General features: G+C 53.6%; 20 protein-coding genes and 1 tRNA gene. 17 read left to right on the forward strand and 4 right to left on the reverse strand.

Annotation, left to right across the window (positions count from 1 at the left end; translation table 11 throughout):
• From HMPREF7215_RS10165 to HMPREF7215_RS10175, 3 genes are read left to right on the forward strand one after another with little or no spacing between them, the layout of a single operon-like run.
• The gene (locus HMPREF7215_RS10165; protein ID WP_198004600.1) at nt 1–621 is read left to right on the forward strand and encodes a virion core protein, T7 gp14 family; all 621 of its coding nucleotides are present in this window, start codon (nt 1–3) and stop codon (nt 619–621) included.
• Nucleotides 618–2579, forward strand: coding sequence for a hypothetical protein (locus tag HMPREF7215_RS10170; RefSeq protein ID WP_009165785.1), 1962 nt, complete (start codon nt 618–620; stop codon nt 2577–2579). The genes HMPREF7215_RS10165 and HMPREF7215_RS10170 overlap by 4 nt, the downstream gene beginning before the upstream one ends.
• Nucleotides 2533–6033 (forward strand): hypothetical protein, encoded by a 3501-nt coding sequence (locus tag HMPREF7215_RS10175; RefSeq protein WP_009165786.1) that lies wholly within the window; start codon nt 2533–2535, stop codon nt 6031–6033. The genes HMPREF7215_RS10170 and HMPREF7215_RS10175 overlap by 47 nt, the downstream gene beginning before the upstream one ends.
• Nucleotides 6034–6857: 824 nt before the next feature.
• Here HMPREF7215_RS10175 and HMPREF7215_RS10180 read toward each other — a convergent pair.
• Nucleotides 6858–7226, reverse strand: coding sequence for a hypothetical protein (locus HMPREF7215_RS10180; RefSeq protein WP_040551117.1), 369 nt, complete (start codon nt 7224–7226; stop codon nt 6858–6860).
• Nucleotides 7227–7651: 425 nt separating this feature from the next.
• Nucleotides 7652–7975, reverse strand: coding sequence for a hypothetical protein (locus HMPREF7215_RS13350; protein ID WP_009165787.1), 324 nt, complete (start codon nt 7973–7975; stop codon nt 7652–7654).
• A gap of 654 nt (nt 7976–8629) precedes the next feature.
• On the opposite strand from HMPREF7215_RS13350, the gene HMPREF7215_RS10185 reads away from it, so the two are divergent.
• The 7 genes from HMPREF7215_RS10185 to HMPREF7215_RS10210 all read left to right on the forward strand — a co-directional run bounded on the left by HMPREF7215_RS10185 (nt 8630) and on the right by HMPREF7215_RS10210 (nt 12342).
• A complete protein-coding gene (locus HMPREF7215_RS10185; RefSeq protein ID WP_040551118.1) occupies nt 8630–8950 on the forward strand; it encodes a hypothetical protein in 321 nt (106 codons plus the stop codon).
• 71 nt (nt 8951–9021) lie between these two features.
• Nucleotides 9022–9384 (forward strand): hypothetical protein, encoded by a 363-nt coding sequence (locus HMPREF7215_RS10190; protein ID WP_040551119.1) that lies wholly within the window; start codon nt 9022–9024, stop codon nt 9382–9384.
• A 13-nt stretch (nt 9385–9397) separates the two neighbouring features.
• Complete coding sequence (locus HMPREF7215_RS10195; protein WP_009165790.1) at nt 9398–9655, forward strand: hypothetical protein; 258 nt, start codon at nt 9398–9400, stop codon at nt 9653–9655.
• A gap of 330 nt (nt 9656–9985) precedes the next feature.
• Nucleotides 9986–10405, forward strand: a complete 420-nt coding sequence (locus HMPREF7215_RS10200) for a type II toxin-antitoxin system PemK/MazF family toxin (RefSeq protein ID WP_009165791.1) — start codon at nt 9986–9988, stop codon at nt 10403–10405.
• 145 nt (nt 10406–10550) lie between these two features.
• On the forward strand, nt 10551–10808 hold the full coding sequence (locus HMPREF7215_RS13355; protein ID WP_009165792.1) for a hypothetical protein: 258 nt from the start codon (nt 10551–10553) through the stop codon (nt 10806–10808).
• A gap of 77 nt (nt 10809–10885) precedes the next feature.
• Entirely contained in the window at nt 10886–11221 is a 336-nt protein-coding gene (locus HMPREF7215_RS14090; RefSeq protein WP_415752562.1) for a phage antirepressor KilAC domain-containing protein, read from the forward strand.
• Nucleotides 11222–11331: 110 nt separating this feature from the next.
• Complete coding sequence (locus tag HMPREF7215_RS10210; protein ID WP_009165793.1) at nt 11332–12342, forward strand: tyrosine-type recombinase/integrase; 1011 nt, start codon at nt 11332–11334, stop codon at nt 12340–12342.
• A gap of 76 nt (nt 12343–12418) precedes the next feature.
• On the opposite strand, the gene HMPREF7215_RS10215 is transcribed toward HMPREF7215_RS10210, so the two are convergent.
• Nucleotides 12419–12505: transfer RNA gene (locus HMPREF7215_RS10215), tRNA-Leu, on the reverse strand.
• Between the two features lie 706 nt (nt 12506–13211).
• Here HMPREF7215_RS10215 and HMPREF7215_RS12910 point away from each other — a divergent pair.
• Together HMPREF7215_RS12910 and HMPREF7215_RS10225 are read left to right on the forward strand one after the other, a co-directional pair.
• A complete protein-coding gene (locus HMPREF7215_RS12910; protein WP_198004601.1) occupies nt 13212–14654 on the forward strand; it encodes a phosphoethanolamine transferase in 1443 nt (480 codons plus the stop codon).
• 129 nt (nt 14655–14783) lie between these two features.
• Nucleotides 14784–15134, forward strand: coding sequence for a hypothetical protein (locus HMPREF7215_RS10225; RefSeq protein WP_040551121.1), 351 nt, complete (start codon nt 14784–14786; stop codon nt 15132–15134).
• A gap of 156 nt (nt 15135–15290) precedes the next feature.
• Here the strand turns inward: HMPREF7215_RS10225 and cysS are convergent, their stop codons facing one another.
• Nucleotides 15291–16715, reverse strand: a complete 1425-nt coding sequence (gene cysS / locus HMPREF7215_RS10230; protein WP_009165798.1) for a cysteine--tRNA ligase — start codon at nt 16713–16715, stop codon at nt 15291–15293.
• A 143-nt stretch (nt 16716–16858) separates the two neighbouring features.
• Here cysS and HMPREF7215_RS10235 point away from each other — a divergent pair, with 143 nt between their 5' ends.
• From HMPREF7215_RS10235 to serS, 5 genes are all read left to right on the forward strand, one after another.
• Nucleotides 16859–18586, forward strand: coding sequence for an excinuclease ABC subunit UvrC (locus HMPREF7215_RS10235; RefSeq protein ID WP_009165799.1), 1728 nt, complete (start codon nt 16859–16861; stop codon nt 18584–18586).
• Nucleotides 18583–19677 (forward strand): bifunctional diaminohydroxyphosphoribosylaminopyrimidine deaminase/5-amino-6-(5-phosphoribosylamino)uracil reductase RibD, encoded by a 1095-nt coding sequence (ribD, locus tag HMPREF7215_RS10240; protein ID WP_009165800.1) that lies wholly within the window; start codon nt 18583–18585, stop codon nt 19675–19677. Before HMPREF7215_RS10235 ends, ribD begins: the two co-directional genes overlap by 4 nt.
• Nucleotides 19650–20303 carry a riboflavin synthase gene (locus HMPREF7215_RS10245; RefSeq protein WP_009165801.1) on the forward strand — a complete coding sequence of 218 codons (654 nt, stop codon included), beginning with the start codon at nt 19650–19652 and terminating at the stop codon, nt 20301–20303. The genes ribD and HMPREF7215_RS10245 overlap by 28 nt, the downstream gene beginning before the upstream one ends.
• A 110-nt stretch (nt 20304–20413) precedes the next feature.
• Nucleotides 20414–20890, forward strand: a complete 477-nt coding sequence (gene ribH, locus HMPREF7215_RS10250) for a 6,7-dimethyl-8-ribityllumazine synthase (RefSeq protein ID WP_009165802.1) — start codon at nt 20414–20416, stop codon at nt 20888–20890.
• A gap of 31 nt (nt 20891–20921) precedes the next feature.
• Entirely contained in the window at nt 20922–22208 is a 1287-nt protein-coding gene (gene serS, locus HMPREF7215_RS10255; protein ID WP_009165803.1) for a serine--tRNA ligase, read from the forward strand.
• Nucleotides 22209–22388 lie beyond the last annotated feature (180 nt).

Here is a 22388-nt window from a genome sequence, read left to right on the forward strand (position 1 = left end):
GTGTGTCTCGCAGTATCGGCCCTCTTGGGCATAGCCCAGACAGCGACGCAATTTATCGCTGAATCGCAAGCGGCCAATGCCCAGAACGAATACGCGGCGCTCAACGCGCAGTCGGCCAACGAAGCCGCCATTCTCAAATACACGCAAGAATTGAGCCGCCAGCGTGAAGAAGCGGCGAACGCGGCGCGGCAGCGCCAGAACGCGTATCTTACCGCGCTGAACAATCAGGGCACGGCGCTGGCTTCGTCGCAGAACGAAGGCAATAGCACCAACCTCACGCTGTTGGATTTGGCGCGCCAAGGTGCAAGGGAAATGTCTCTGATCGACGAAAACCAAAAGATTCAGAAACAGCAAGGAAAAGACAACCTTTACTCCATTCAACAGGAAGCGCAGTCCCGCATCAACGGCGTCCAGCAAACGTCCGGGCCGAGCATCCTCGGTGCGGCCATTTCCGGGCTGGGAGCCGTACTCAGCGCCAAAACAGGCAACGGCAAACACCCGTACAGCACACCGATGGGGAAAAAAGGCGAGAACGCTTCGCTCAGCATCACTTCTCATGCGAAAGGGACGCCCCGTCCTACGCTGAACGCTTTCTCTTCATGGACGGACCTGTATAAATGACACGAATTGTAAAAGACCTCGATCAGCGCGTCGTCACCTCCGCTTCCCGGAGCGTCACCGACAGCTACGCACGCCCTTATTACCACAACGATACGCGCTTGCAGTCCCTCGCGGGCGCGCTCGGCCGGTTCCTGCCCGCCTTCGTCGATTACGACCGTCAAAAGAAAGACGAGCAATACCGCAAAGAAGTGGCCGAAGGCTGGGCCTTGGCACAGAAGTACTCCGGCCGCGGCTACTCCGTCGAGGAGTTCCGTAGCATCGTCGAGAACGACGGAGCCGAGAAGTTCCGCCGTCTCACCAAAGCGCGCGAACACGGCGTCAACCAATTCCAAATGATGGAAATGACCGGCAGTCTCGCCGCCGACATGGACGACTGGTTCAAACACAAAACGTTCGTCGACCAGAACGGCAACGAGCTTCCAATCGCGGACGTGCAGGACCCAGCGGTTTTCGACCGCCTTTTCAACCAAGAAGTCTCCCGTAGAGTGCAGGAAAAGACGGGCGGCCAATACGACGCCCGCCTGTTTCAGGAGTACTTCACGCCGAGACTCGCCAGCATCCACAACCAAGTCACGCAGCAGTTCCTCCAAAAAAGGGCTTCGGCGCTTCTTTTCGAAACGCAGCAGAAATTTACCGAAGCCATGAACGCCGTGCTCGAACCGAACATGAACAGCAAAGCGTTTTACGGCAGCCCTTCTCAATGGATCAAAGACAATTCGCCAGTTTTGAACCACGCCCTCGACGTGTTCGCCTCGCAATCGAGCCGCGAAGAAGCGGCGGCCATGGGCGCGGCTTACCTCATCAGCCATTTCCACGAGGGCATGAGCGATCAGGCTAAAGAAACGTGGCGGTCATTTTACAAGAGCATCCCTTTGCTCCGGAACGACCCTCGGAACGTTGAAAAAATCGAAGACGCCCTCAATACGGCTAATTGGCAATGGAACCAAAAGCAGGAACGTTTGCGGTCAGAAGCACGCTACAACCAGCTGCAAGCGCAGAAGGCGCAAGAAGACGCCGTCCTCAAGGCCTTCTGGGAGAAAAACTTCAACCTCAATACCGAAGAAGGACGGCAAGGAGCCCTAGGCTTCATGCAGGCTTTTCCGAAACAAGCAGGGGCACTCAGCGCCGCTTTGCACACGCAGGCGTACATCTCACAAGCCAAACGGGAAGGGATCGCTTCTACAGGCAAAGCGGGCCTGCTAAGTGACGCCGAAACGGCCGATTTGCTGAGAACAGGGCAGATCACCGCCGAAGACAAAGAACTGTACGATCTCGCCCGCAACACGCTCAACGCCAAGATCGATGCAGAGATCGACAAGAACCCGAACTACCGAGGTTACCTCGGTGATCAGTACTTCGAAGTACAGGCCAACGGACAGATCAAACGCCTGTCGGCTGGTGAGGCGTACGTCGCCTCGTGCGTCAAGAACGGCGTCAAAGAGCATATCGCCAAAGAGATAGAAAAAACAGGCGTCAGGCAGCTGGCTCTCGACCCGGAAAAGAGGCGTGCCGTTATCGACCGCGCCATCATCGATTTTGTCCAGCATCGCCCCATCAACGCCGTCGTCGACGAAGAGATGAAGAAAGAGGGGTTCAAGTACCCTGTCGCCGACGCGCAGCGCTTATTCCGAGCGTCGGGCCTCGTCGCTACGTCGTGCGAACCGTTGAACGCCGTCGTGAGGGAAGTGGCCCTGGAAATCAAAAATAACCCGAACAGCGTGTTCGTAACTTACCCAGTCGCACTCGATCGCGGCTGCCTCCGGGAAACCGCGGGCGCCATCGACACGATCAACGAGTTCCTTCGGGAAAACGAATACTACATTGGCGATCAACGTGCGTGGAGTGTGGCAGACGTTTACGATCTCGTTCGCAACGCGAACCTGAGCCGTGCATTAGGAGAACAGAAGACCAATGTCAATAGAAACAGCGCAGAATCAAAACCAAATACTACAGAGTAACCCTGATGAAGATTTTGACGCATTCTTCGACCGCCTCACTTCGGAAGCACCTTCGGCAGTTAACGAGAAAGACGTTGTGAAAAACGCGCAGCCCGGCTTCGGCGATTACCTCGTCGATGCCGGGAAAGGCCTTGTTTCCGGTCCGTTCAAATTTGTCGAGAATACGACCGAAGGCATTGCCGCCCTCGGCGACGCCATTGTCGACAGGCCGCTCAATTACATGTTCGGCGAGGGCTCGGTTGATCTCTTCGCCGACAACGCCGATTTCGACTTTGTCCCCGACTGGCTCAAGCCGCAAACGGGAGTAGGCAACACCGCTCAAGCGATCGCTTCGTTCGTTTCCGGCTACATGACCGTAGGAGCCGCCATGAAAGGTGCGCAAGCCGGGGCGAAAATGGTCGGGGGAGGCTTGGAGGTCGCTGATAAAATCCTCGGTACGGACCTCGCCACGCTCTTTAACTCCAGCGAAAAGGCCAAGGCTTTCGCCGAGGTCGCCGCGGCGGGCGGCGCTATCGACTTCTTTGTCGACGGCAACAAAGGCGAGCGTCTTTCCAATGTCCTCGTCGACAACGATATCCTGCGCAACGGGCTGACGGAAGCGTTAATGTCCAAGGACGACGACACCGTCTTCGAAGCCCGCGTCAAGAACATGGTTGAAGGCTTCGTCATGTCCGGAGTGGCAGAGATGTTCGCGCGAACGTGGAAATGGGTGCGGAAAAGTTCTCACGCAGCGACGACGGCTGAAAAAGCTGCTATTCGCGCGGAAGCCGCGGACGATCTGCAGAAGCTCGCCAAAAGCATTGACGAAAGCGCCTACGTCCCCAAGGCAGGGGCATATCCCAGTGATGGCACTTTCGCCAAAGAAATCCTCGGCGAGCAAAACGCCGACAAAATCCTCAAACAGGCGCAGGGACTCAAACTCACCAAAAGCACCGCCATCAACCCGCGCACGCTGAACAGTGTTTCCGGAAAGCTCGCCGTTGATCTCGATGAAGATATTGTGGCGCACGCCAGCAAGTATAAATACCCAACTAAAGAACTACGGGAAAACGCCATGAACACAGCCATGGAAATACTGAACAGCGCTGACGAAGACGGCTATGGGACTCTCGCCAAAGAGGCCGCAGCAGCGGGGAAGAGGCTGACGGATAACATGGTCGCCATGTGCGCCGTCGTGCAGCAGGACTACACGCCCAAAACGCTTTTGTCCTTGGAAATCTGGAAAGACGACATCGGAAACGTCGCCAAGAAAGAGCAGTACGTCAACCAGCTGGCGCGCCTCATAGACAGCTTCGCCAAGCTCCACGACGTGAAGTACTGGACAGGGTATAGCCTGCAAGCCAACAAGCGTGGCATTTTCGAAGCAAAGAGTGTTACGAATGTTGGTAAAACATTCGGCATGAAAGAGATCAAAGACGCCTTGCTGGAAAAGGTTGACGACAAAAGTTTGATGGAACTCGGCAATTGTCTCAACGGCTGTCGGGATGTAGGACTGAGCGACGCCAAGACCAGCACGTTTATTATCCAGCAAGCCAAGAGAGCCCTCGGCGACAAGGAACCTTTGACGCCCTTGAAGATTCTCAATAGCTGGGTAAAGTTTTATTTCTACAACTCCGTTCTGTCCGGCCCTTCGACCCTTACGGCCAACGTTGTAGGCAACGCCATAAATGTCGGCCTGATCGACGGCTCCGATATTTTCTGGTCGGGACTTTACGGAAAGAAAGGCGCTTTCGGGCGCACGGCCGCCTATTACAAAGGTCTGGGTGAAGCGTGGGAACAGGCCAGTAAATGTTTCTGGGCGACCTTGAAAACCGGCAACCCCATTCTCGACGGCGCGACGCGCATCGACGGAGCCGGAAAGAACCTGTTCAAGGCGAATGCTGACAATATTGCGCTTAAAGTCCTAGACTCGCCGACGCGTGCCCTCGCCGCCCTTGACGAGATCACCAAGCAACTCAGCTATCGCGGGCATTTGAGCGTACAGTTCTACGACGCCGTCCGAGGCGACCCGATACGCCGTCAGTGGCTCAAAAACGGCAACAGGAAAGCTCTCGGCGCCTTCAAGGAGAAGTTCTTCAAGGAAGCGTACAAAGACAGCCTTTACAGCACGACAGGCATCATGCGCGGCGGCGAAGCCTCCCTCGCCAACATTGCCGAAATCGGACTCAATTCGTCCAAAGCGCTCGAAGCGGCACGAAGAACGTCGTTCCAAGCGCCGTTGAAGGGATGGATGGCTCCTATCGCCCAGGGTCTTAACGCCTGTCCATTCGGTTATCTTATTGCGCCTTTCATTAAAACGCCCGTGAATATTTTTAAAGACGCCATGATCGAACACAACCCAATCACGCTGTTGTTCAAGCTGTCCCGGGCGGAAACGCCTGAAATGGCACAAAAATATTTCGGGCAATTCATGACGGGCCTGATGGTTTGGGGTACAGCGGGGACTCTCGTCGCAAACGGTGCGCTTACCGGCAGCGGCCCCTCCAACCCGGCTGCTCGTAAACTTTGGCTCGAATCCGGCATGCAGCCGTACTCGATCAAGATCGGGGATGTCTACGTTTCGTATAATCAGTTCGAACCTCTGGCGACGCCGTTTGCTCTTATCGCCGACATACACGATAAGTTGAAAGAGTGCGACCCGAAGAACCCGGCCGAGCAGGCCAATCTTGTCGCGGCGGCTTTCAACACTCTGACGAGGAGCACGATGGACAAAACGTTTATGAAAGGTATCGCAAACTTTGTCAGCATGCTTGACAATGCCCGCGGGGGCGGCGCTGATGCGCATGCTAAAGCTTACGCCAACCAGCTTATGAGCTCTTTTGTCCCGTCGCTGGCCAATACCGCAGCACGTCTTATCGACAGCACGAGGAAAGAACAGAAAGACTGGTTCGCTCCGGCATTAGCGCGTATCCCCGGAGTGAGCAAGACCGTACCGACACAGTTTTCATGGCTCACCGGTCTCCCCGTCGAATACAGCACCAACGGAGGGCTTGGCCCCATGCTGAACACATTCCTTCGCACCAGCGTCAAGAAAGATAACGATGTCGTGTTTGCGACACTGACCCAGACGACAAGGAACAGGACTCCCAGTCATGCAGTCGTCGGTGTGACAATGAACGACGCTATGTACAGCGAATTCTGCGAGACGATGGGGAATACGCGCATCAATGGGAAAAATCTATACCAAGCTCTTGACGCTCTGATTCGCTCTTCAACGTGGGCGAGGGCGGTCCCGAATCCTTCGGAAGGAACCCTCTCCGAACAGAAAGAACAATTGATCGACACTGTTGTAAACCGTTACAAAACACGGGCTGTGAAAGAGTACATCAAACGCTATCCCGATATTGCCGAACATCAGGCAGCCCTATACCGTTTCGACAGAGACGTTGCGAGAGGCAAAGAAGTGGGGACGCGACCTGTCTATGAAGGACTTGCTTCCGTGGGCAGACGATAAAGGCACAAATGCCCTAGAAGGCCCCTAGGATCGACGACAAGGCCCATAACTTGTTCCAGGCATACAAGATTATCTGACGACATAAGTTATGGGCCTTATCGTTTGTTTTTGAGCAATGCTTCTATTAGGGGCCTACGCCCCTACGGCATAAAGGAATAATAGAAAATAAATAGAGATACGTATGAGGATAAATAAAGACATAGCTATAATAATACCACCATGTAGGTAACCTAAATATTAATGCTATTAGACCTACATATAATTATTACATAGGCACTGATTATAAATACCTACTACGTAGTTACCTATAATACTTCCTATTACATAATTATATTCATACCTAATACAAGAGTCTTAATAATACCTATACATAAATAATAAATATCTAGGTATATTTAATACATACCTAGATACACAATCCTAATACTATATTTATCTCGCCCTTGCTTGCCGCAGATTGTACACTACATTTAGCGTTTTGTCAAGAGGTATTTAGTGTCTTATATTGCAATCAAGGTTCTCTGTGTCGTTACCCCTCGGTCTTTGCGTCGTAATCTGCTCTCTGTGTCGTTACCCTTACCTTTGCGTCGTAATCTGCTCTCTGTGTCGTTACCCTTACCTTTGTGTCGTCGTTCTTGTTTCTGTGTCATTGCTTTGGATGCTGTGTCGTCGTGTTGCTTTAACCACGCGTCGATGTGGGACACGGCGAAAAACGCGTCATGATGTCCCTAACTTGTGTCGAGGTATACTCAGTTACCTTTAAAACAAGTTTGCCCCCTTGGCGTTCGAACTTGGGGCATATTTGGATGGTTGCACGTTACAGCCTACCGGTATAGACGGTATTGTGCAGGGATATTATTGGCTGAAATAAATCTGTCAGTTGCGCAGTCCTCAGTTGATTGGAGCGCCCACATAAAACGTGTGCCAATTAAAAAATAGAAGAGGATTTGGCGCCCCAGCGCAAGAGGTCCCTCGCTGGTTAATGAATAAGGAATGTAACCAGCCAGCATAAGAGCGAGTGGGATAACAATACCGGGTAAGAGCCATCCAGCAATGCCGCAGGTAAGGAGTCCTTCAAAGAACATTTTGGCGTTCACAACCCTAATATTCATGTAACCATAAAGAAGCCCGCAAATGACGAGAATGGCGACTGCAATCTGTTTATCTGAAAAATCTGGGGTTTCGTTGAACATTGCGTCCTCCGTTTAAAAATAAAAGCGAAAGGTGCCCGATGAAATTTTGGAGAAAAAATCTGAGGCGTTTGAACGTTATATTGAACTTGCGTTTTCCCCCATATGGCCTCCCGCCCCTGTTATCATTAAAAAGTAGGGGATTACACATCCCATGGGTTTTATCCGCAAAGTTTGTGATTGCAAGGGTTTTTATGCAGGCTGTTGTAGTGGGCTGTCGTAAACCTGTTGATCGTGCCACGATTGCGCATAGAGTAGTAGCACAAAAGGCGTCATTTGTCGATTATCATGCTACTAGTAGAAGTGTAGCACGGTTTAAACAAAATCCATAAAAACGTAACACGAATGTGTTATTTTATATACATATATATTTTTTGTCACCTTGCGTCACATCACAGCACGCCAAAAGCCGCCGTGATAGTCCTCACCTAGCTCTGCGCGTTCTCTTCACCGCTTTGAATACGTCTATATAAGGAAGAGCCTTTTGATGATAAGGAATAAATTTGTCGAACTAATGCACTTCTATTCTTATCGTCTTTGTCATCGACTGAATTAACAAGTCCTTTTATTTTCATCTGTGATAGCACGTTTCGCATATATGAACCATGCGCACCAATTTTCTTATATGCTTCATTGCTTGTCAAAGAGCCTTTTTCAGCCATTAATAGAAAGGCCATGAGTTCCGTTAAACCTGAAAACGCCTTTGACTTTAATAAATAATCTATTTGTTTTACTGTTTTATAATCAATCACACTATCACCTTTCTTTCGGAAGCAGTAATGTCAATCATACGGCAATATCTATTGATGCGCTTGACATATCGAGCAGCAAGGTGTATCATACAGCCATCGTCACAGGGGACGCAACCGACAAAGCACATCCCTTGAGACAATCAGAGCCACCGCCTACGCCTCACTGCTCTAGCTGGCAGTCGTGAGTACAGGCACAGTCTACACAGCACACATATGAGGCCTCATAGATAGGCGCTCACCCGCTAGTGTATCGACGGCCATAGCTCACAGCCTAGGCGCTCTCTGACACAGCAGCACGCGCTCATACATCATATAGACGCTACACTGACCATAGTCTGGCGTACTCTATCCGCCGTCCCTACTGCTACAGCATCAGGTGTATAGGCTATAAAAATATCGTGCTATATGGGCGGCAACCCTAGCACGATACTCCGTAACTTGACAATCGAATAGTCGGCGAAAGGTATTGCGCCTATCCCTGCGCGCATATCGTCTATAAGTGGCGTAGCCAGCTACTCCAAACTGTAAGACGTTGGCGAGCATATAGTAACAATACGATAGCGACAACTGATTATCAGGTCATGAGCATTTTAACATGACTAGATAATCTCTGCAAGAGTACTAAAAATACATAAAAGAAAGGCGTGTCTACAAATGTCTAGCAACGAATTAATAGATATGTTGAAACGTGTGTCCAATGAGCTAAATACTCTCGTCGTTGATTTTGAGGGATACGGCGACGAATTTTATACGTATTTTGGCGATGTATTAGACGTTGATTATCGCGTAAGCCGCAATAAAACTTATAAGGGCGTGTGCCTGCTGCTTGCATGCGGCGGCCCAACGATTTGGCTTGATACGTACGAGCGCAAACTCAAAGGGCACTGGGGCGGCGATGAAGAGGTGCTGCACGTAAACTCTGATGTATGCGAAATGATTAACCAATATTTTGAGGAAATTTATAACAGTTTTTAACTGTAAATTGTGAGGTGGCTAGACTGTTGCGTCTAGCCACATATTTTATCTCCCAAGAAAGGAAAACCAATATGGCATACGTTGAAAACAATCAGTGCATCGAGCGGCTTTACCTTAGAGACGGGACTACAGTGGCGACAATGCGGGACATGGTGTCCGCAGTCGAAACGACGCTAGGAGCAGACGCTGCGGACTATGTCACGCAGATGTTTAACACGCTAAATGAACTAAAACCTGGACAGAAACGCCAAGATTTGTACGCGCAGCGCAGCGACGATTACGAGGCTATCTCCGATGGCTATTACAATCAGCTGCAAGAAATCAAACGATACGTAGATGAAAAGCTGCGCGAACTCAAAGACGCAAAGCGACTCAACCGCGAAAAAATCTACAATCAGTTCAAAGAAATTTTGAACCTTACATCTAATTATTAACGAGGACGCGAAAATGATTGAAAACCGTGAACTGAGCATTGCCTGCAACGAGATCGGCGCGGACTTGGACACCGTGGAAAGTCTACTCCGTACTACGTTGCGTAAGCAGAATATTACACGCGAACGGATTGAAGAGCTTTTATCAGAAGCGCTTGAGTATCTCATTTTAGCGCGAGAAAGCCTTGACTATCTTGCAAGTGAACACTGCTACAACAATGCGTCGCTTTTTGGATACGACGATGGCGAATGTGTAATTACATATCATGAGTGAAGAGGTGTGCCTATGCGCGAAAAGATATTCAAAGTCAAGAAATTTTATCTGTTCGGATTTGAGGTTACACTCATTATTAAAAACACGATGTAATATCCCTGTTGCGTTTTTAAAAATGAAGCGTTAATATAACATGTAGACGTAACCGACAAAACAAGAGAGGTGACAGCGTATGCTTACCAAAAGGAAAGAGCTAAACGCACTACAGTTTCGCGCAGCACAGCGAAAGCGGTATTACCATAATGCCGTGCCTGTTGGAGCGTGCGCTGAAAACGAAAACGCGCGCGAACTTGCCCCGCTTATGTACAAGCAGATTGGAGAAAGCGGAGAATGAACCTTCGTCGTGGAGAAATTTATTACATCACATTCCCGTATACCCTTGATCCCAAATATCCGAACGGTAAACCTAAATTCGTCCTCGTGCTCCAAGAGGGCGAATATTTCAAGAAATATAACACCGTAGAAATAATGCTCATTACATCCGATAAGCAATACAAGCACAATGAACGGTATGTAACGAACGTTGTTATAGAACCGGGAACGACAAAGCTAAAAGAAAAGTCATGGGTATTATGCGCACAGCCGTATCCGATTGAAAAGAAGCTGTTTGAAGAACCATCCGTATGGTGTGCGGGCATGCTGTCGCCTGAAAAAATGGATGAGATTGACGAAGCGACTTACATAGGGCTGTGTATGGGACTGCAACACGAACTGGCAATTGAACCAGCGGAAACACAAGAAAAAGAATAAACATACTAACAACAAGGAGCCACCTACAAATGAAAGTAGGTGGTTCTTTTTATTTCAGCGCCCTATTATGAATAGACACAACAAAGAATGGCATAACGAAAAAGGGCACTAACTTTTCTATTTAAAGATTGGAGTAAAAACAAAAATGAATAATTATATTAAAGATAAGCTGCTACGGCGTAATAACATCACAAGTAACTTGCTAAGCGAAATGGTACGCACAGCAACACGGCTGGAAAACATAATCAACGATACCAAGAAACAACTTGATTGGCTGCGCGAAAATCCTGAAGAAAAAGTTTGGATGTGTCCAAATAATATTCGCGTCATTCCCGCAGCATACCGTGCGACGCTTGACCTTTCACAGGCCTTGGTGGAATGGAGAAAGGAGATTAAAAGCTGATGGAGTAGAACGCATTACAGATTTTCAATAGCACAACGTTCGGTACAATTCGAACCTATCTTGAACCGAATGGAGCAATTCTCTACGGCGCGAGTACGGCAACGAAAAACCTGCTGTATGTCAGAGAATTCGCAAAACTGCTCAACAAAGCCGGTTACCCGACAGGTCAACGCCGTCTTTTTGAAGACCTTCGCAAACTAGGCTATCTCTGTAAAAACGGCAGAAACAACGAACCAACGCAAGAATCCATTAACAACGGCTGGCTTGTCGCAAGCGAGTTTATCAAAACCAATCCATGGACCGGACAAAAGATCGTGCAGATTACGCCCCTGATTACAGGTAAAGGTCAAAAATACTTTTTTGACTTGTTTGTGAAAAATAGAGGCGTCAAAAACGCACGACAAGGGGCATAACTTAGTCTAAGGCATACTCATATACCTAAAAATAAAGTTTGATGCCTTAGCGACGATCCTCGACGATTCTGAGCAATTTAGGCTACTTAACGCTTAAAAAGGAGCACGGAATGAACAGAGACTTGCCCAAGGGCATTAGAAAGGTAGGCAACCGATATAAATGGGAAATTATGTACAACGGCGTCAGGCGTGCTGGCTATACCGTCACGCTGGAAGAAGCTATACAGCTAAGGAAGGATATACCGAAGATGTTGAGCGCACGCGCCAGCGACACCAGCCCTAAATGTTTGGGCGGCGCGATCGCCCACCTGCTGGCAACCGACTGGTCGGAAGACCAGTGTAAAAGCCACGCGTGGTTTGTCAGAAACACGAACCTCATCATGCGGTATTTCAACCCGGTCATGCTGCTGTCCGAAATCACAGCAGAAAAGATTGATGAATACGTACTCCATTTGAAAAACGTCGAACGCAACTCAGGCGGTACCATCAACAGGAAACTGTCTGCGTTGAGCAAAATCCTGTCGTGGGGAGCAGAGAAAGGATATATCGCCAAAAAGCCCAAAGTCCCGCGACTAAAAGAAAGCGTTGGGAGGCTCCGCTTCTTGAGTGAAGCCGAAGAAATCCGTGTCCTCAACTATTTCAAAGACAACGGTTATCGTGTTGAATACCTGTCATGTATCGTGTTGGTCGATACCGGCATCCGAACGGGGGAGTTGTTCAAGGCCTCTGTGAAAGACGTAGATTGGAACGCCGGCGATCATGGCATTATCATTCTGCGCGACACGAAGAACAACGACACGCGTTCCGTTCCGCTGACCAAGCGCGCGGCTGACGCGCTGAAAGAACTAAGCGGACTATCACCGAATCACGAACAGTTTGTGCCGAAAGAAGACTGGCTCCGTTCAGCGTGGCTGAAAATGCGTGAAACGCTTGGCTACGCTGACGATAAATTCATGGTGCCTCATATCCTGCGCCACACCTGCGCCAGCCGCCTCGTTCAGAAAGGTGCCCCGTTGTATTCAGTTGCGAAATGGCTTGGACATCGGAATTTAATGACGACCAGAAGGTATGCTCATCTCCGGCCGGACGATCTCTACGGAATGACGAAATTGTTGGAATAAAGCTTGAGTAAAATGTCGTAAAAAATAAAAGGACTTGTCGTAACTGCATTGACAAGTCCTTTGCAATTTGAAAAAATGGTGCCTAAGGAGGGACTCGAACCCTCACGTGGTTGCCCACGGGGGATTTTGAGTCCCCTGCGTCTACCGATTCCGCCACTCAGGCATGGTCACAACGATGAACGGTAGAATGATAACACGGACAGTCCATCCCTGCAAGTGTGTCTAAACTTATACGGCAAGGGGTGATGTCATAATATTCCGAAAAAAATGTACGAGAAATTCAGAATCTGGGAATCCCTGTTTTCGACCGGAGCACATGGCCCTTTGGAGGAAAAGATGAATTGCTTCCTGGGACAAATTTTTTTAGGAAATAAATATGAAAGTCGTGTATAATTCTACAATATGACTTGTAATTGATAATAAATTTTAGGCAAGAAAGTAGGATGTAGTGTGCGGCAGGAATGCGGAGAGGAAAATTGGCGCGCTTCACTGATTTGCGGCTGGGTTTTTAGTTCGGCTCTTTCGGTGCTTATTGTAGCGTTTTTTAGGCTGAACTGGTTCCCTGAAAATTCTTTTTATAGCGGACTTGCTTTAAAAAGCGCGGTTCAATATCATGCCATTTTATTCCTTCTTACATGGGGAATGTCGGCATTTTGCTTTTATTTGGGTAAAAGTTTTATCGTGATCTATGCGTTCTTTTTGCTCTCGAAACGGTGATTGCTCTTTTGTGCAAAATGTCTTGGTATAGGTATGAATGTATCTGCCTTGTGTGCTTCCCTGCGGTATATGCCACTTCTGCGTTTTTATTTCGTTGCCGCTACCAGCGCGGAGCCTGGTTGATAAAATTGTCTGCGGGAGCGGTACTGCTATTGGCGGCTCTTCAATATGGGATCTATATTTCCTATATTCTGCGTTTCGGCGGTCGGCCAAGCGCATCGGCCGTGATGACCGTACTTGGCACTCACACTGCGGAGGTGCAGGGATTTCTGCTTGACCAATTTGGTTTAAGGTATATGGTCCTAGCGGTGGGCATTGCGATAATGTCTTGGGCAGTTCCATGTTTTATATCTGAGCGAATAGTTTCTTCGCGGCGCCGAAAGTATGCGGCGTTTTTGCTTGTTTTGTCCTTGGGGCTGGCGTTGGCGTACAGATATAAGGCGGAAAGCTACAGCAATCTGTTTTTCGATTTCAGAAGCGGTGTGCGTCAATATCGGCTGGCTGTTAAGAGCATGAGTCTGCGCAGGGCAGACCGTTCTCATGAAGCGGGAACGTTGCATACTGTTAAGCGCGGAACAGGTGAAGTCTGTCTCGTGGTGGTCGGCGAATCCGCCAATCGGACGCATATGGCTTGTTATGGATATGATCGTCCTACAACGCCATGGTTGAGTGACGATTCTCGAGCGATCTGTCTTGAACGGAGTTATTCCTGTATGACTCATACTGAGCCCGCGGTGACAATGGCATTGAGTCGTTTGAATAATTACGCGCCAGGGCTGAATGAACGCACGGCGATGATGCCCATGATCGCAGACTCTTTGTCTTTGATTGATTTTCTGCGCTCCGTGGGGGTAAAAACATATTGGTTGAGCGGGCAAGAGCGGATTGGCAACTATAATAATTTCTTGACGGGAAAGCTGGCTGTCTGCGCTGACAAAATGAAATTTCTCTGCGACGAACCTATTGTTTCCGGCAGCGGACATTTTGACGGGGAATTGGCGGGTTATCTTCAAGAAATTCTTCAACAAGCTTCGCTCCAGGAGAATCTGGTAATCTTTTTGCATCTGCAGGGGAGCCACTGGGTGTATCTTCACAATGTTCCCACGGATTGGCCGTGGCTGCAGGAAAAAGCGGGTATTGCTGAAGAACTCCACGATGTATGGAATGCTTACGATCGAACCATCTTTTACACCGATTCAGTGCTGAGAGCATTTATTCAGGAGCTTGAAAAATGTAAATTTACTGTAAGTAGCATGATTTATTTTTCCGACCATGGCGAAAAAGTTCCCGGCGGACATAATTTCGATAACTTTGTTCCCGATATGGCTAAAATTCCTGTGGTGTTCTGGGGATCAAATGGCTATCAGCGGCGCTATCCTGAAACGGTGGCGCAAATCAGGAAGAACAGAAAGAATATTTTTACAAGCGACTTGATGTTCGAATTTATTCTTGGCGTTAATCATGTGACCTTTGACGGGCTTGAATACAAACGCCAGTTTACGTCTCCTCTGTATCATATTGATGCGGACAATGCCCGTTTCTGGCAGGGAAGAATGCTGAAAGATATGATTCCCGATCTGCGAGAACCGTCGTAACGGAGCGGAGCGTTCGTTTCCATCTTGCAGGGTAAGTCACGTCAGTCATGTAAACAAAGTGAATTCTTGAAATTGTGCTATGATTGGAATTAGAATCAAGATGCTAGTTGTGAAAGGGGTGGAATGAGTATGGACAAAAATGCGATGATCGCCAAAGTGAAGGAAGTTGTTGCGGCCGGAAGCTGCTGTGCCGAATTGAAAGCCGCGGGACAGGCGTGGCTCGACGCGGTCGGCACGCCCAAGCAGAAGGAAGCGGCGGAAAAGCTCGTGCGGGAACTGAAAGAAGACGTGCAGAGTCTCGACGCGACGATGGACTTCCTGAAAAGTCAGGCCGCCGTCGATTTCTTGGGCGCGGAAACGGTCGCCCGGATGACGGAACAGGGCAAGAAGGTCAAGGCGGCCGGCGGCAAATACTGTTTTTGCCCCGCCTGTCAGGGCGGCGTGGAAGTCCTCGCCCACAAAGAAGAGCTTTTTGCGTAGGATCTGTTTTAAAGAAGGCAGCCGCACCGGCAGCCACGTTGAAGTGAAATCCGCCGTGAAATATTTACCGACTGTGAGTGTTCCACGTAGAACATTTTGAAATGAAAAAAGTCCCGATGATCAAGTGACCATCGGGACTTTTCGTTATCGGGCGCGCTAAATTTTTTTCTTCCACTTGGTGCCCTGCGGCGTGTCTTCGAGGATGATGCCCTGGGCGGCCAGCTCGTCGCGGATGGCGTCGGAACGTTTGAAATCCCTTGCCTTTCTGGCGGCGTTGCGCTCGGCGATCAGGGGCTCGATCCGGGCGGCTTCGTCGCCGCTTTCTTCTTTCTTTTCCTGTTCGATGCCGATGATGCCCATGACGCTGTCGATGTCGCCGAAAAACTTTTCGGCGGCCGCCACGGCGGCGGGGTCGAGTTTTTCGTTGCCCTTCAGGTATTTGTTGACCTCGGTGACGGCTTCGAAGATCACGCCGATGGCGGCGGCGGTGTTGAAGTCGTCGTCCATGGCGGCGGTGAAATCGGCGCGGAATGTGTCCAGCGCGGCCATGAGGGCGGCGCCGGCGGCGGACGTTTCGCCGAGGCGGCCGCCCTTGGCGAACTGCAGGTCGCTCCAGCAGTTGCGCAGGCGCTCTACGGCCGCGGCGGCCTGTTCGAGCCCTTCGGGGGTGAAGTTGATGGGCGAGCGGTAATGGGCGCCGAGCATGAACATGCGGATGGCCAGCGGCGGGAACTTCTGGCGCGCGGCGCGGGCGGTGAGGAAATTGCCCAGCGACTTGGACATTTTTTCGGCGTTGATGAGGATGTACTCGTTGTGCAGCCAGTATTTGACGAACGGTTTGCCCGTGGCGGCCTCGGTCTGGGCGATCTCGTTCTCGTGGTGGGGGAAGACCAGGTCGATGCCGCCGGTGTGAATGTCGACGGTGTCGCCGAGCAGATCGGTGGACATGGCGCTGCACTCGATGTGCCAGCCCGGGCGGCCGAGGCCCCAGGGGCTTTCCCAGGCGGGTTCGCCGGGCTTCTGCGGCTTCCAGAGCACAAAATCGAGCGGGCTGCGCTTGACATCGTCCACTTCGATGCGCGCGCCCGACTGCAGGTCGTCGAGGTTCTGATGGCTCAGTTTGCCGTACGCGGGGAAGCTTTTCACGTCGAAAAACACGGTGCCGTCGGCCACGTAGGCGTGGCCGTTGTCGATGATGCGCTGGATCATCGCGATGATCTTGGGGATGTACTCGGTGGCGCGGGGATAGAAAGAGGCGCGCTTGATGCCCAGCGCGTCGGCGTCTTCGTAATAATCGGCGATGGTTTTCTCGGCCAGTTGCTGCACGGTGACGCCGTCGCGGTTGGCGCGGGCGATCATCTTGTCGTCGATGTCGGTGAAGTTCTGCACGAAGGTGACTTCGTAGCCGCGGAACTCGAGATAGCGGCGCAGCACGTCGAAGACGATGAAGGGACGGGCGTTGCCGATGTGGAAATAGTCGTATACGGTGGGGCCGCAGCTGTAAAAAGCGACCTTTCCTTCGTGCAGCGGGACGAACGGCTCCTTTTTACGCGTCAAATCGTTATAAAGCGCGAGTGCCATAAACAGTTCCTCCGTTCTGGTGTAAAATTGTACCTGTCCAGTCGCTCTATTATAGCCGAGAAAGCGAGAAAAGGAACTCCGAAAAACGTCCATGGAATTTAGGGTTTCGAATCGAAAAATCGCGACGAAGGGAGGCGCGGCGAATGGATGAAAAGGAACGCATGGGACGGATCCGCGCCATTCTCAGGACTTTGCCGCTCAAGCCCGGCGTCTATCTGATGCACGACGAAACGGGCAAGGTGATCTACGTCGGCAAGGCGAAAAAGCTGAAGCGCCGCGTTTCGTCCTATTTCAACCATCGGGATTTCGCCATCCCACGCCTGCGCAAGCTGGTGCAGACGGTGCAGGACATCAGCTTCATCCGCACGGAAACGGAGTCGGAGGCGTTTATCGTCGAGAGCCGCCTGATCAAGGCGATCCAACCGTTTTTCAACGTGGAACTGAAAATGGGCTCGCGCTATCCGTTCATCGTCGTCACGGCCGAAAAATTCCCGCGCGTGCTGGTCACGCACACGCGCCCGAAAACGGGGCGCGTCTTCGGCCCCTACACCAGCGCCGGCGCGATGCGCAGCATGCTGAATATGATCAAGAATTTCTTTCCGGCGCGAAACTGCTCGATGAATCTGGAAAAGGAAAAGCTGGCGCGCCCGTGTATAATGTACGATATCGGCAAGTGCCTCGGCCCGTGCGCGGGCAAGTGCACCGAGAAGGAATACGGCGAGACCGTCGACGACATCCTCATGCTGCTGAGCGGTCAGACCGCCGATCTGGTGGCGCGGCTGCGGCCGCGCATGGAACGTTTGGCGAAGGAGATGCGCTTCGAAGAAGCGGCCAAAGCGCGCGACACGATCCGCGACCTGTGGAAGTTCTCGCGTCAGAAGCTGTCGGTGACGCTCGCCGACGACCTCGACGAGGATACGTGGTTCGCGATGACGCGCCTGCGCGACCTTTGCGGACTGCCCGTGGTGCCATGGCGCATCGACGGCTTCGACATCTCCCATTCGGCGGGGCGCGAGACGTACGGCGTGGCCGTGGTTTTCGAACAGGGCTATCCCAACCAGTCGCTGTACCGCCGCTACGCCATCAAAACGGTGGAGGGGATCGACGACTTCCGTTCCATGCGCGAGACGGTGCTGCGCCGTTACCGCGGAATGATCGAAAGCCAGCTGCCGCTGCCGCAGCTGATTCTCATCGACGGCGGCCCCGAGCAGCTGGCGTTCGCCCGCCAGGCGCTGGCCGAAGTGCCCGTGGCGATCCGCACGATCGCGCTGGCAAAACGCGACGAACTGATCTTCACCGAGCCGGACAAACCGCCGTTGCGGCTCGACTGGAACGATCCGGCGCTGCGTCTTCTGCAGCGCGTGCGCGACGAGTCGCACCGCTTCGCCATCACCACGCACCGCCGCAAGCGCGTTTCGCGCCTCAGCCGCTCGGCGCTGGAAGACGTCCCCGGCATCGGCAAGCATAAAGCGGCGCTGTTGCTGTCGACCTTCGGCAGCGTGCAGCGCATCGCCGCGCTCTCCGCGGAAGAACTGCAAAAAGCGCCCGGCATCGGCCCCGTTCAGGCCGCGAAGATCCTCGGTTTTTTGACCGAAACTCCCGAGCCGGAAGCGCCGGAGACGAAAAAAACGGTGGAACTTGTCCGCGCGGAGCGTCCGCCTCAGGCCGTCGCGCCGGAGACGGCCCGGTATCGTTGGGACGAAACGATAGACGTGCCTTATCGTGAAATGCCTCCCGAGCGGCGCGACGCCTCCGGCGGCGTTCACCCGGCGGAAGCCGCCGGGGCGCCTGCCGAAGAAGCGCCGGGCGACGGACGCGCGGTGCGCAAAACGTACGATCCCAAACGAAAGCGAGGCATCCATCGCGCATGAGACAGCAATGGACCGATGAGCATCACATGCGTCAGGCTCTTGATCTGGCGCTGCGCGGCCTAGGCAAAACGACGCCCAACCCTATGGTCGGCTGCGTGATCGTCAAAGACGGCGAAGTGGTCGGCCGCGGCTGGCACGACCATCTCGGCGGACTCCACGCCGAGGCGGCGGCCCTACGCGACGCGGGAGACAAGGCGCGCGGCGCCACGGTCTATGTGACGTTGGAGCCATGCAGCCATCAGGGGCGTCAGCCGCCCTGCGCTCCGGCCCTGGTGAAGTCCGGCGTCACGCGTTGCGTCTGCGCCGTCGGCGATCCCAACCCGAAAGTCAGCGGCCGCGGCCTGAAAATTTTGAGCGACGCCGGCGTCGAAACCGTCTGCGGCGTGCTTGAAAAAGAAGCGTCGTGGCTGAACCGCGGTTTTTTCTCCCTGCAGACGCGCCGCCGTCCCTGGGTGACGCTCAAGGCCGCCCTGTCGCTGGACGGCTCCATGGCCTTGGCCGACGGAACCAGCCGGTGGATCACCGGCGAAGCGGCGCGCGCCGAGAGCCATCGCCTGCGCGGCGAGAACGACGCGATCCTGATCGGTTCGGGAACCTTGCGGCACGACGATCCGGCGCTGACCGTCCGCGCCGTGGAGGGCCCGTCGCCGCGCCCCGTGATCCTCTGTTCCGACGCCGCCGTCTTGAAGGGGAACTACAAAGCCCTGCGCCGCGACGCGATCGTTTTCGTCCCCGAAGGAACGGCTGTTCCGCCCGAACGGAGCGGACGCGTTTATGCCGTTTCGTCGTCCGCGGGCCGTCCCGACCTGAAAGCCGCGCTGGAAAAACTGGCGGAGCTGGGGCTTGCCCGCGTACTGGTGGAAGCGGGGCCGACAATCTGCTCGGCCTTCATCGCGGCCGGGCTGGCCGACGAATATCAGCTTTTCGTGGCCCCCGTGTTCACGGGCGAGGGACGGAAAATCACCGGCTCGATTCGTTTGCGGCGCATGGACGACGCCATCCCCATGACGCTGCGCGACGTCCGCACCGCGGGGCGCGACCTGTGGCTCGAAGGAGGAAATCCATGTTCACTGGACTGGTTGAAGCAGTAGGGACGATCGTCGCCGTCTCCCGCCGCGGGGATGTGACCGTTTTCCGCGTCGGCGCTCCGTTCGCCGGCGAACTGAAACGCGGCGAATCGGTGGCCGTCAGCGGCGTCTGCACGACCGTGACCGAGCGCGACGGCGCTTCGTTCGCCGTGGAACTGACCGGCGAAACCATGAACGCATCGCGATTTTCCTTCGTTACCACGGGCGAGCGCGTCAACCTCGAACGGGCGCTGCCGGCCGACGGCCGGCTGGACGGGCATTTCGTGGCCGGGCACGTGGACGGTACCGCTCTGGTCATGTCGCTGCGCCGCGGCCGCCACGCGGCCGATCTGTGGCTGAACCTGCCGCAGGATCTGGCGCGCTACGTCGTGCGCAAGGGCTCGCTCTGCGTCGACGGCGTCAGCCTGACCGTCGCGGCGGTGGAAGGCAACGCCTGCTCCGTGGCCGTGATCCCGGAGACGTTGGCGCGCACGACCCTCGGAACTCTGGCGGCCGGCAAAAAGGTGAACGTCGAGACCGACCTGATCGCCCGCTACGTGGAAAAGCTGATGGGGCTGGAAGCGCCGCGCGACGCCTCGAAAACGCCGCCTGAATTGACGGCGGAGCGGCTGGCGCGGATGGGCTGGTAATTTCGCGGCGGCGATTTTTCGCTTTCCGGCTTGGATTATGCCCGGAATGATGTAAAATCAGCGCAGAGAATGTTGATTTTTTATAAAAGAATTTTGCAGGAGGAGTGTCCATGAAAGTAGTTCAGGGGAATTTAGTCGCCCAGGGCGAGCGTTACGCAATCGTCGTGTCGCGTTTCAACGAACTGATCTGCGGCAAGCTGGTGGAGGGGGCCAAAGACGCGCTCGTGCGTCACGGCGTGAAAATGAACGAATTCGACGTTTACTGGGTGCCCGGGGCCTGGGAACTGCCGCTGACCGTGAAGGAACTGGCCCTTTCCGGCCGTTACGACGCGGTGGTTGCGCTCGGAGCGGTGATCCGCGGCGACACGCCTCATTTCGAGTACGTCTCCGCCGAAATGTCGAAGGGGCTGGCCGCCGTCGGCTTGGATCATCGCGTGCCCGTCGCCTTTGGCGTGCTGACCACCGAGAATCTGGAGCAGGCCCTGCTCCGCGCCGGCAGCAAGGCCGGCAACAAGGGAGCCGAAGCGGCGCTGGCCGCGCTGGAAATGGTGTCGCTGCTGAGGCAGATCCGCGAGAACAAAGAATAGATTTTGATAACTGAGGAAGGAGACTCCTGCCATGCTCGATATACATATGATTCGCGAGGACACGGAGGCCGTCAAGGCCTATCTGAAAGCGAGAAACAACGACTTCGACGTCGACAAAGTGCTGGCGCTCGACGACGAACGCAAGAAACTGCTGGCTTCCGTCGAAGAGGTCAAGGCCCGGCGCAACGCCGGTTCCAAAGAAGTCGGCAGGATCAAGGCAGCCGGAGGCGACGCTGCCGCCGTCATGGACGAGATGAGAAGGCTCGGCGAGCAGATCAAGGCCGACGACGCCCGCGTGGCCGAGATCGACGAGGAACTTCGCGAGCTCATGCTGCAGATCCCCAACCGTCCCGACGCCACCGTGCCCGTCGGCAAGGACGAGACCGAAAACGTGGAAGTGCGCCGTTGGGGCGCGCCGCGCCGTTTCGATTTCGAGCCCAAGGCTCATTGGGACGTGGCCGAAGCCTGCGGACTGCTCGATTTCGAGCGCGGCCCCCGCATGGCTCAAAGCCGCTTTACCGTCTTCAAGGGATTGGGCGCCCGACTCGAGCGCGCGATCATGAACTACATGCTTGACATGCATACCCAGAAGCACGGCTATACCGAGTTCAACGTCCCCGTGATGGTCAACTCCGAGTCGATGCTCGGCACCGGCCAGCTGCCCAAGTTCGCCGAGGATCTCTACAAGGTCGAGAAGGACGATCTGTGGATGATTCCCACCGCCGAAGTGCCGCTGACCAACATGCACAACGGCGAGATGCTCAGCGAGAGCGAGCTGCCCAAATATTACACGGCCTACACGCCGTGCTTCCGCCGCGAATCCGGCAGCTACGGGCGCGACGTGCGCGGCATCATGCGCCTGCACCAGTTCGACAAGGTCGAGATGGTGAAGATCTGCACGCCCGAGAGCAGCTGGGACGAACTCGAAAAGCTGACCGGCAACGCCGAGGAAGTGCTGCAGGGGCTCGGGCTGCCGTATCGCGTCATCGTGCTCTGCACCGGCGACATGGGGTTCGGCTCCGCCAAGACCTACGACGTGGAAGTTTGGCTGCCCAGCCAGAACTGCTACCGCGAGATCAGCTCGTGCAGCAACTGCGTCGATTTTCAGGCGCGCCGCATGAACACGCGCTATCGTCCCGCCGACGGCGGCAAGCCCCGCTACGTTCACACGCTGAACGGTTCCGGTCTGGCGATCGGTCGCACGCTGATCGCCGTGCTCGAAAACTGCCAGAACGCCGACGGCTCCGTCGATCTGCCCGAAGCTTTGGTCCCCTACATGGGCGGCGTCAAGCACATCGAACCGCTCGGCAAAAAGTAAACGCTCGTCCGCCACACAAAAAATCGATACGGTCCGGAAAAAAGGACGGTTCGGCGCAGCTCCGCCGGACCGTCCTTTTTTGCCGCCAAGTTTTCCGCTGGCCGTAAATTTTTGGAAAGGGCTCTCGCCGCCGCATCGCGTTCGCTTTGATAAAGAACGGACGCTTCTGACGCGACGGCC

It is taken from the genome of Pyramidobacter piscolens W5455 (assembly GCF_000177335.1).
GTDB classification, from domain to species: Bacteria; Synergistota; Synergistia; order Synergistales; family Dethiosulfovibrionaceae; genus Pyramidobacter; species Pyramidobacter piscolens.

Coding starts and splice junctions, on each gene's coding strand:
- HMPREF7215_RS10180 (WP_040551117.1), bottom strand. CDS start 7,226: ATGTTCAACGAAACCCCAGATTTTTCAGATAAACAGATTGCAGTCGCC.
- HMPREF7215_RS10200 (WP_009165791.1), top strand. CDS start 9,986: ATGAACCTTCGTCGTGGAGAAATTTATTACATCACATTCCCGTATACC.
- HMPREF7215_RS10190 (WP_040551119.1), top strand. CDS start 9,022: ATGGCATACGTTGAAAACAATCAGTGCATCGAGCGGCTTTACCTTAGA.
- HMPREF7215_RS10225 (WP_040551121.1), top strand. CDS start 14,784: ATGGACAAAAATGCGATGATCGCCAAAGTGAAGGAAGTTGTTGCGGCC.
- HMPREF7215_RS10175 (WP_009165786.1), top strand. CDS start 2,533: ATGTCAATAGAAACAGCGCAGAATCAAAACCAAATACTACAGAGTAAC.
- HMPREF7215_RS13355 (WP_009165792.1), top strand. CDS start 10,551: ATGAATAATTATATTAAAGATAAGCTGCTACGGCGTAATAACATCACA.
- HMPREF7215_RS10170 (WP_009165785.1), top strand. CDS start 618: ATGACACGAATTGTAAAAGACCTCGATCAGCGCGTCGTCACCTCCGCT.
- HMPREF7215_RS10185 (WP_040551118.1), top strand. CDS start 8,630: ATGTCTAGCAACGAATTAATAGATATGTTGAAACGTGTGTCCAATGAG.
- ribH (WP_009165802.1), top strand. CDS start 20,414: ATGAAAGTAGTTCAGGGGAATTTAGTCGCCCAGGGCGAGCGTTACGCA.
- serS (WP_009165803.1), top strand. CDS start 20,922: ATGCTCGATATACATATGATTCGCGAGGACACGGAGGCCGTCAAGGCC.
- HMPREF7215_RS10195 (WP_009165790.1), top strand. CDS start 9,398: ATGATTGAAAACCGTGAACTGAGCATTGCCTGCAACGAGATCGGCGCG.
- ribD (WP_009165800.1), top strand. CDS start 18,583: ATGAGACAGCAATGGACCGATGAGCATCACATGCGTCAGGCTCTTGAT.
- HMPREF7215_RS10235 (WP_009165799.1), top strand. CDS start 16,859: ATGGATGAAAAGGAACGCATGGGACGGATCCGCGCCATTCTCAGGACT.
- HMPREF7215_RS10210 (WP_009165793.1), top strand. CDS start 11,332: ATGAACAGAGACTTGCCCAAGGGCATTAGAAAGGTAGGCAACCGATAT.
- cysS (WP_009165798.1), bottom strand. CDS start 16,715: ATGGCACTCGCGCTTTATAACGATTTGACGCGTAAAAAGGAGCCGTTC.
- HMPREF7215_RS10245 (WP_009165801.1), top strand. CDS start 19,650: ATGTTCACTGGACTGGTTGAAGCAGTAGGGACGATCGTCGCCGTCTCC.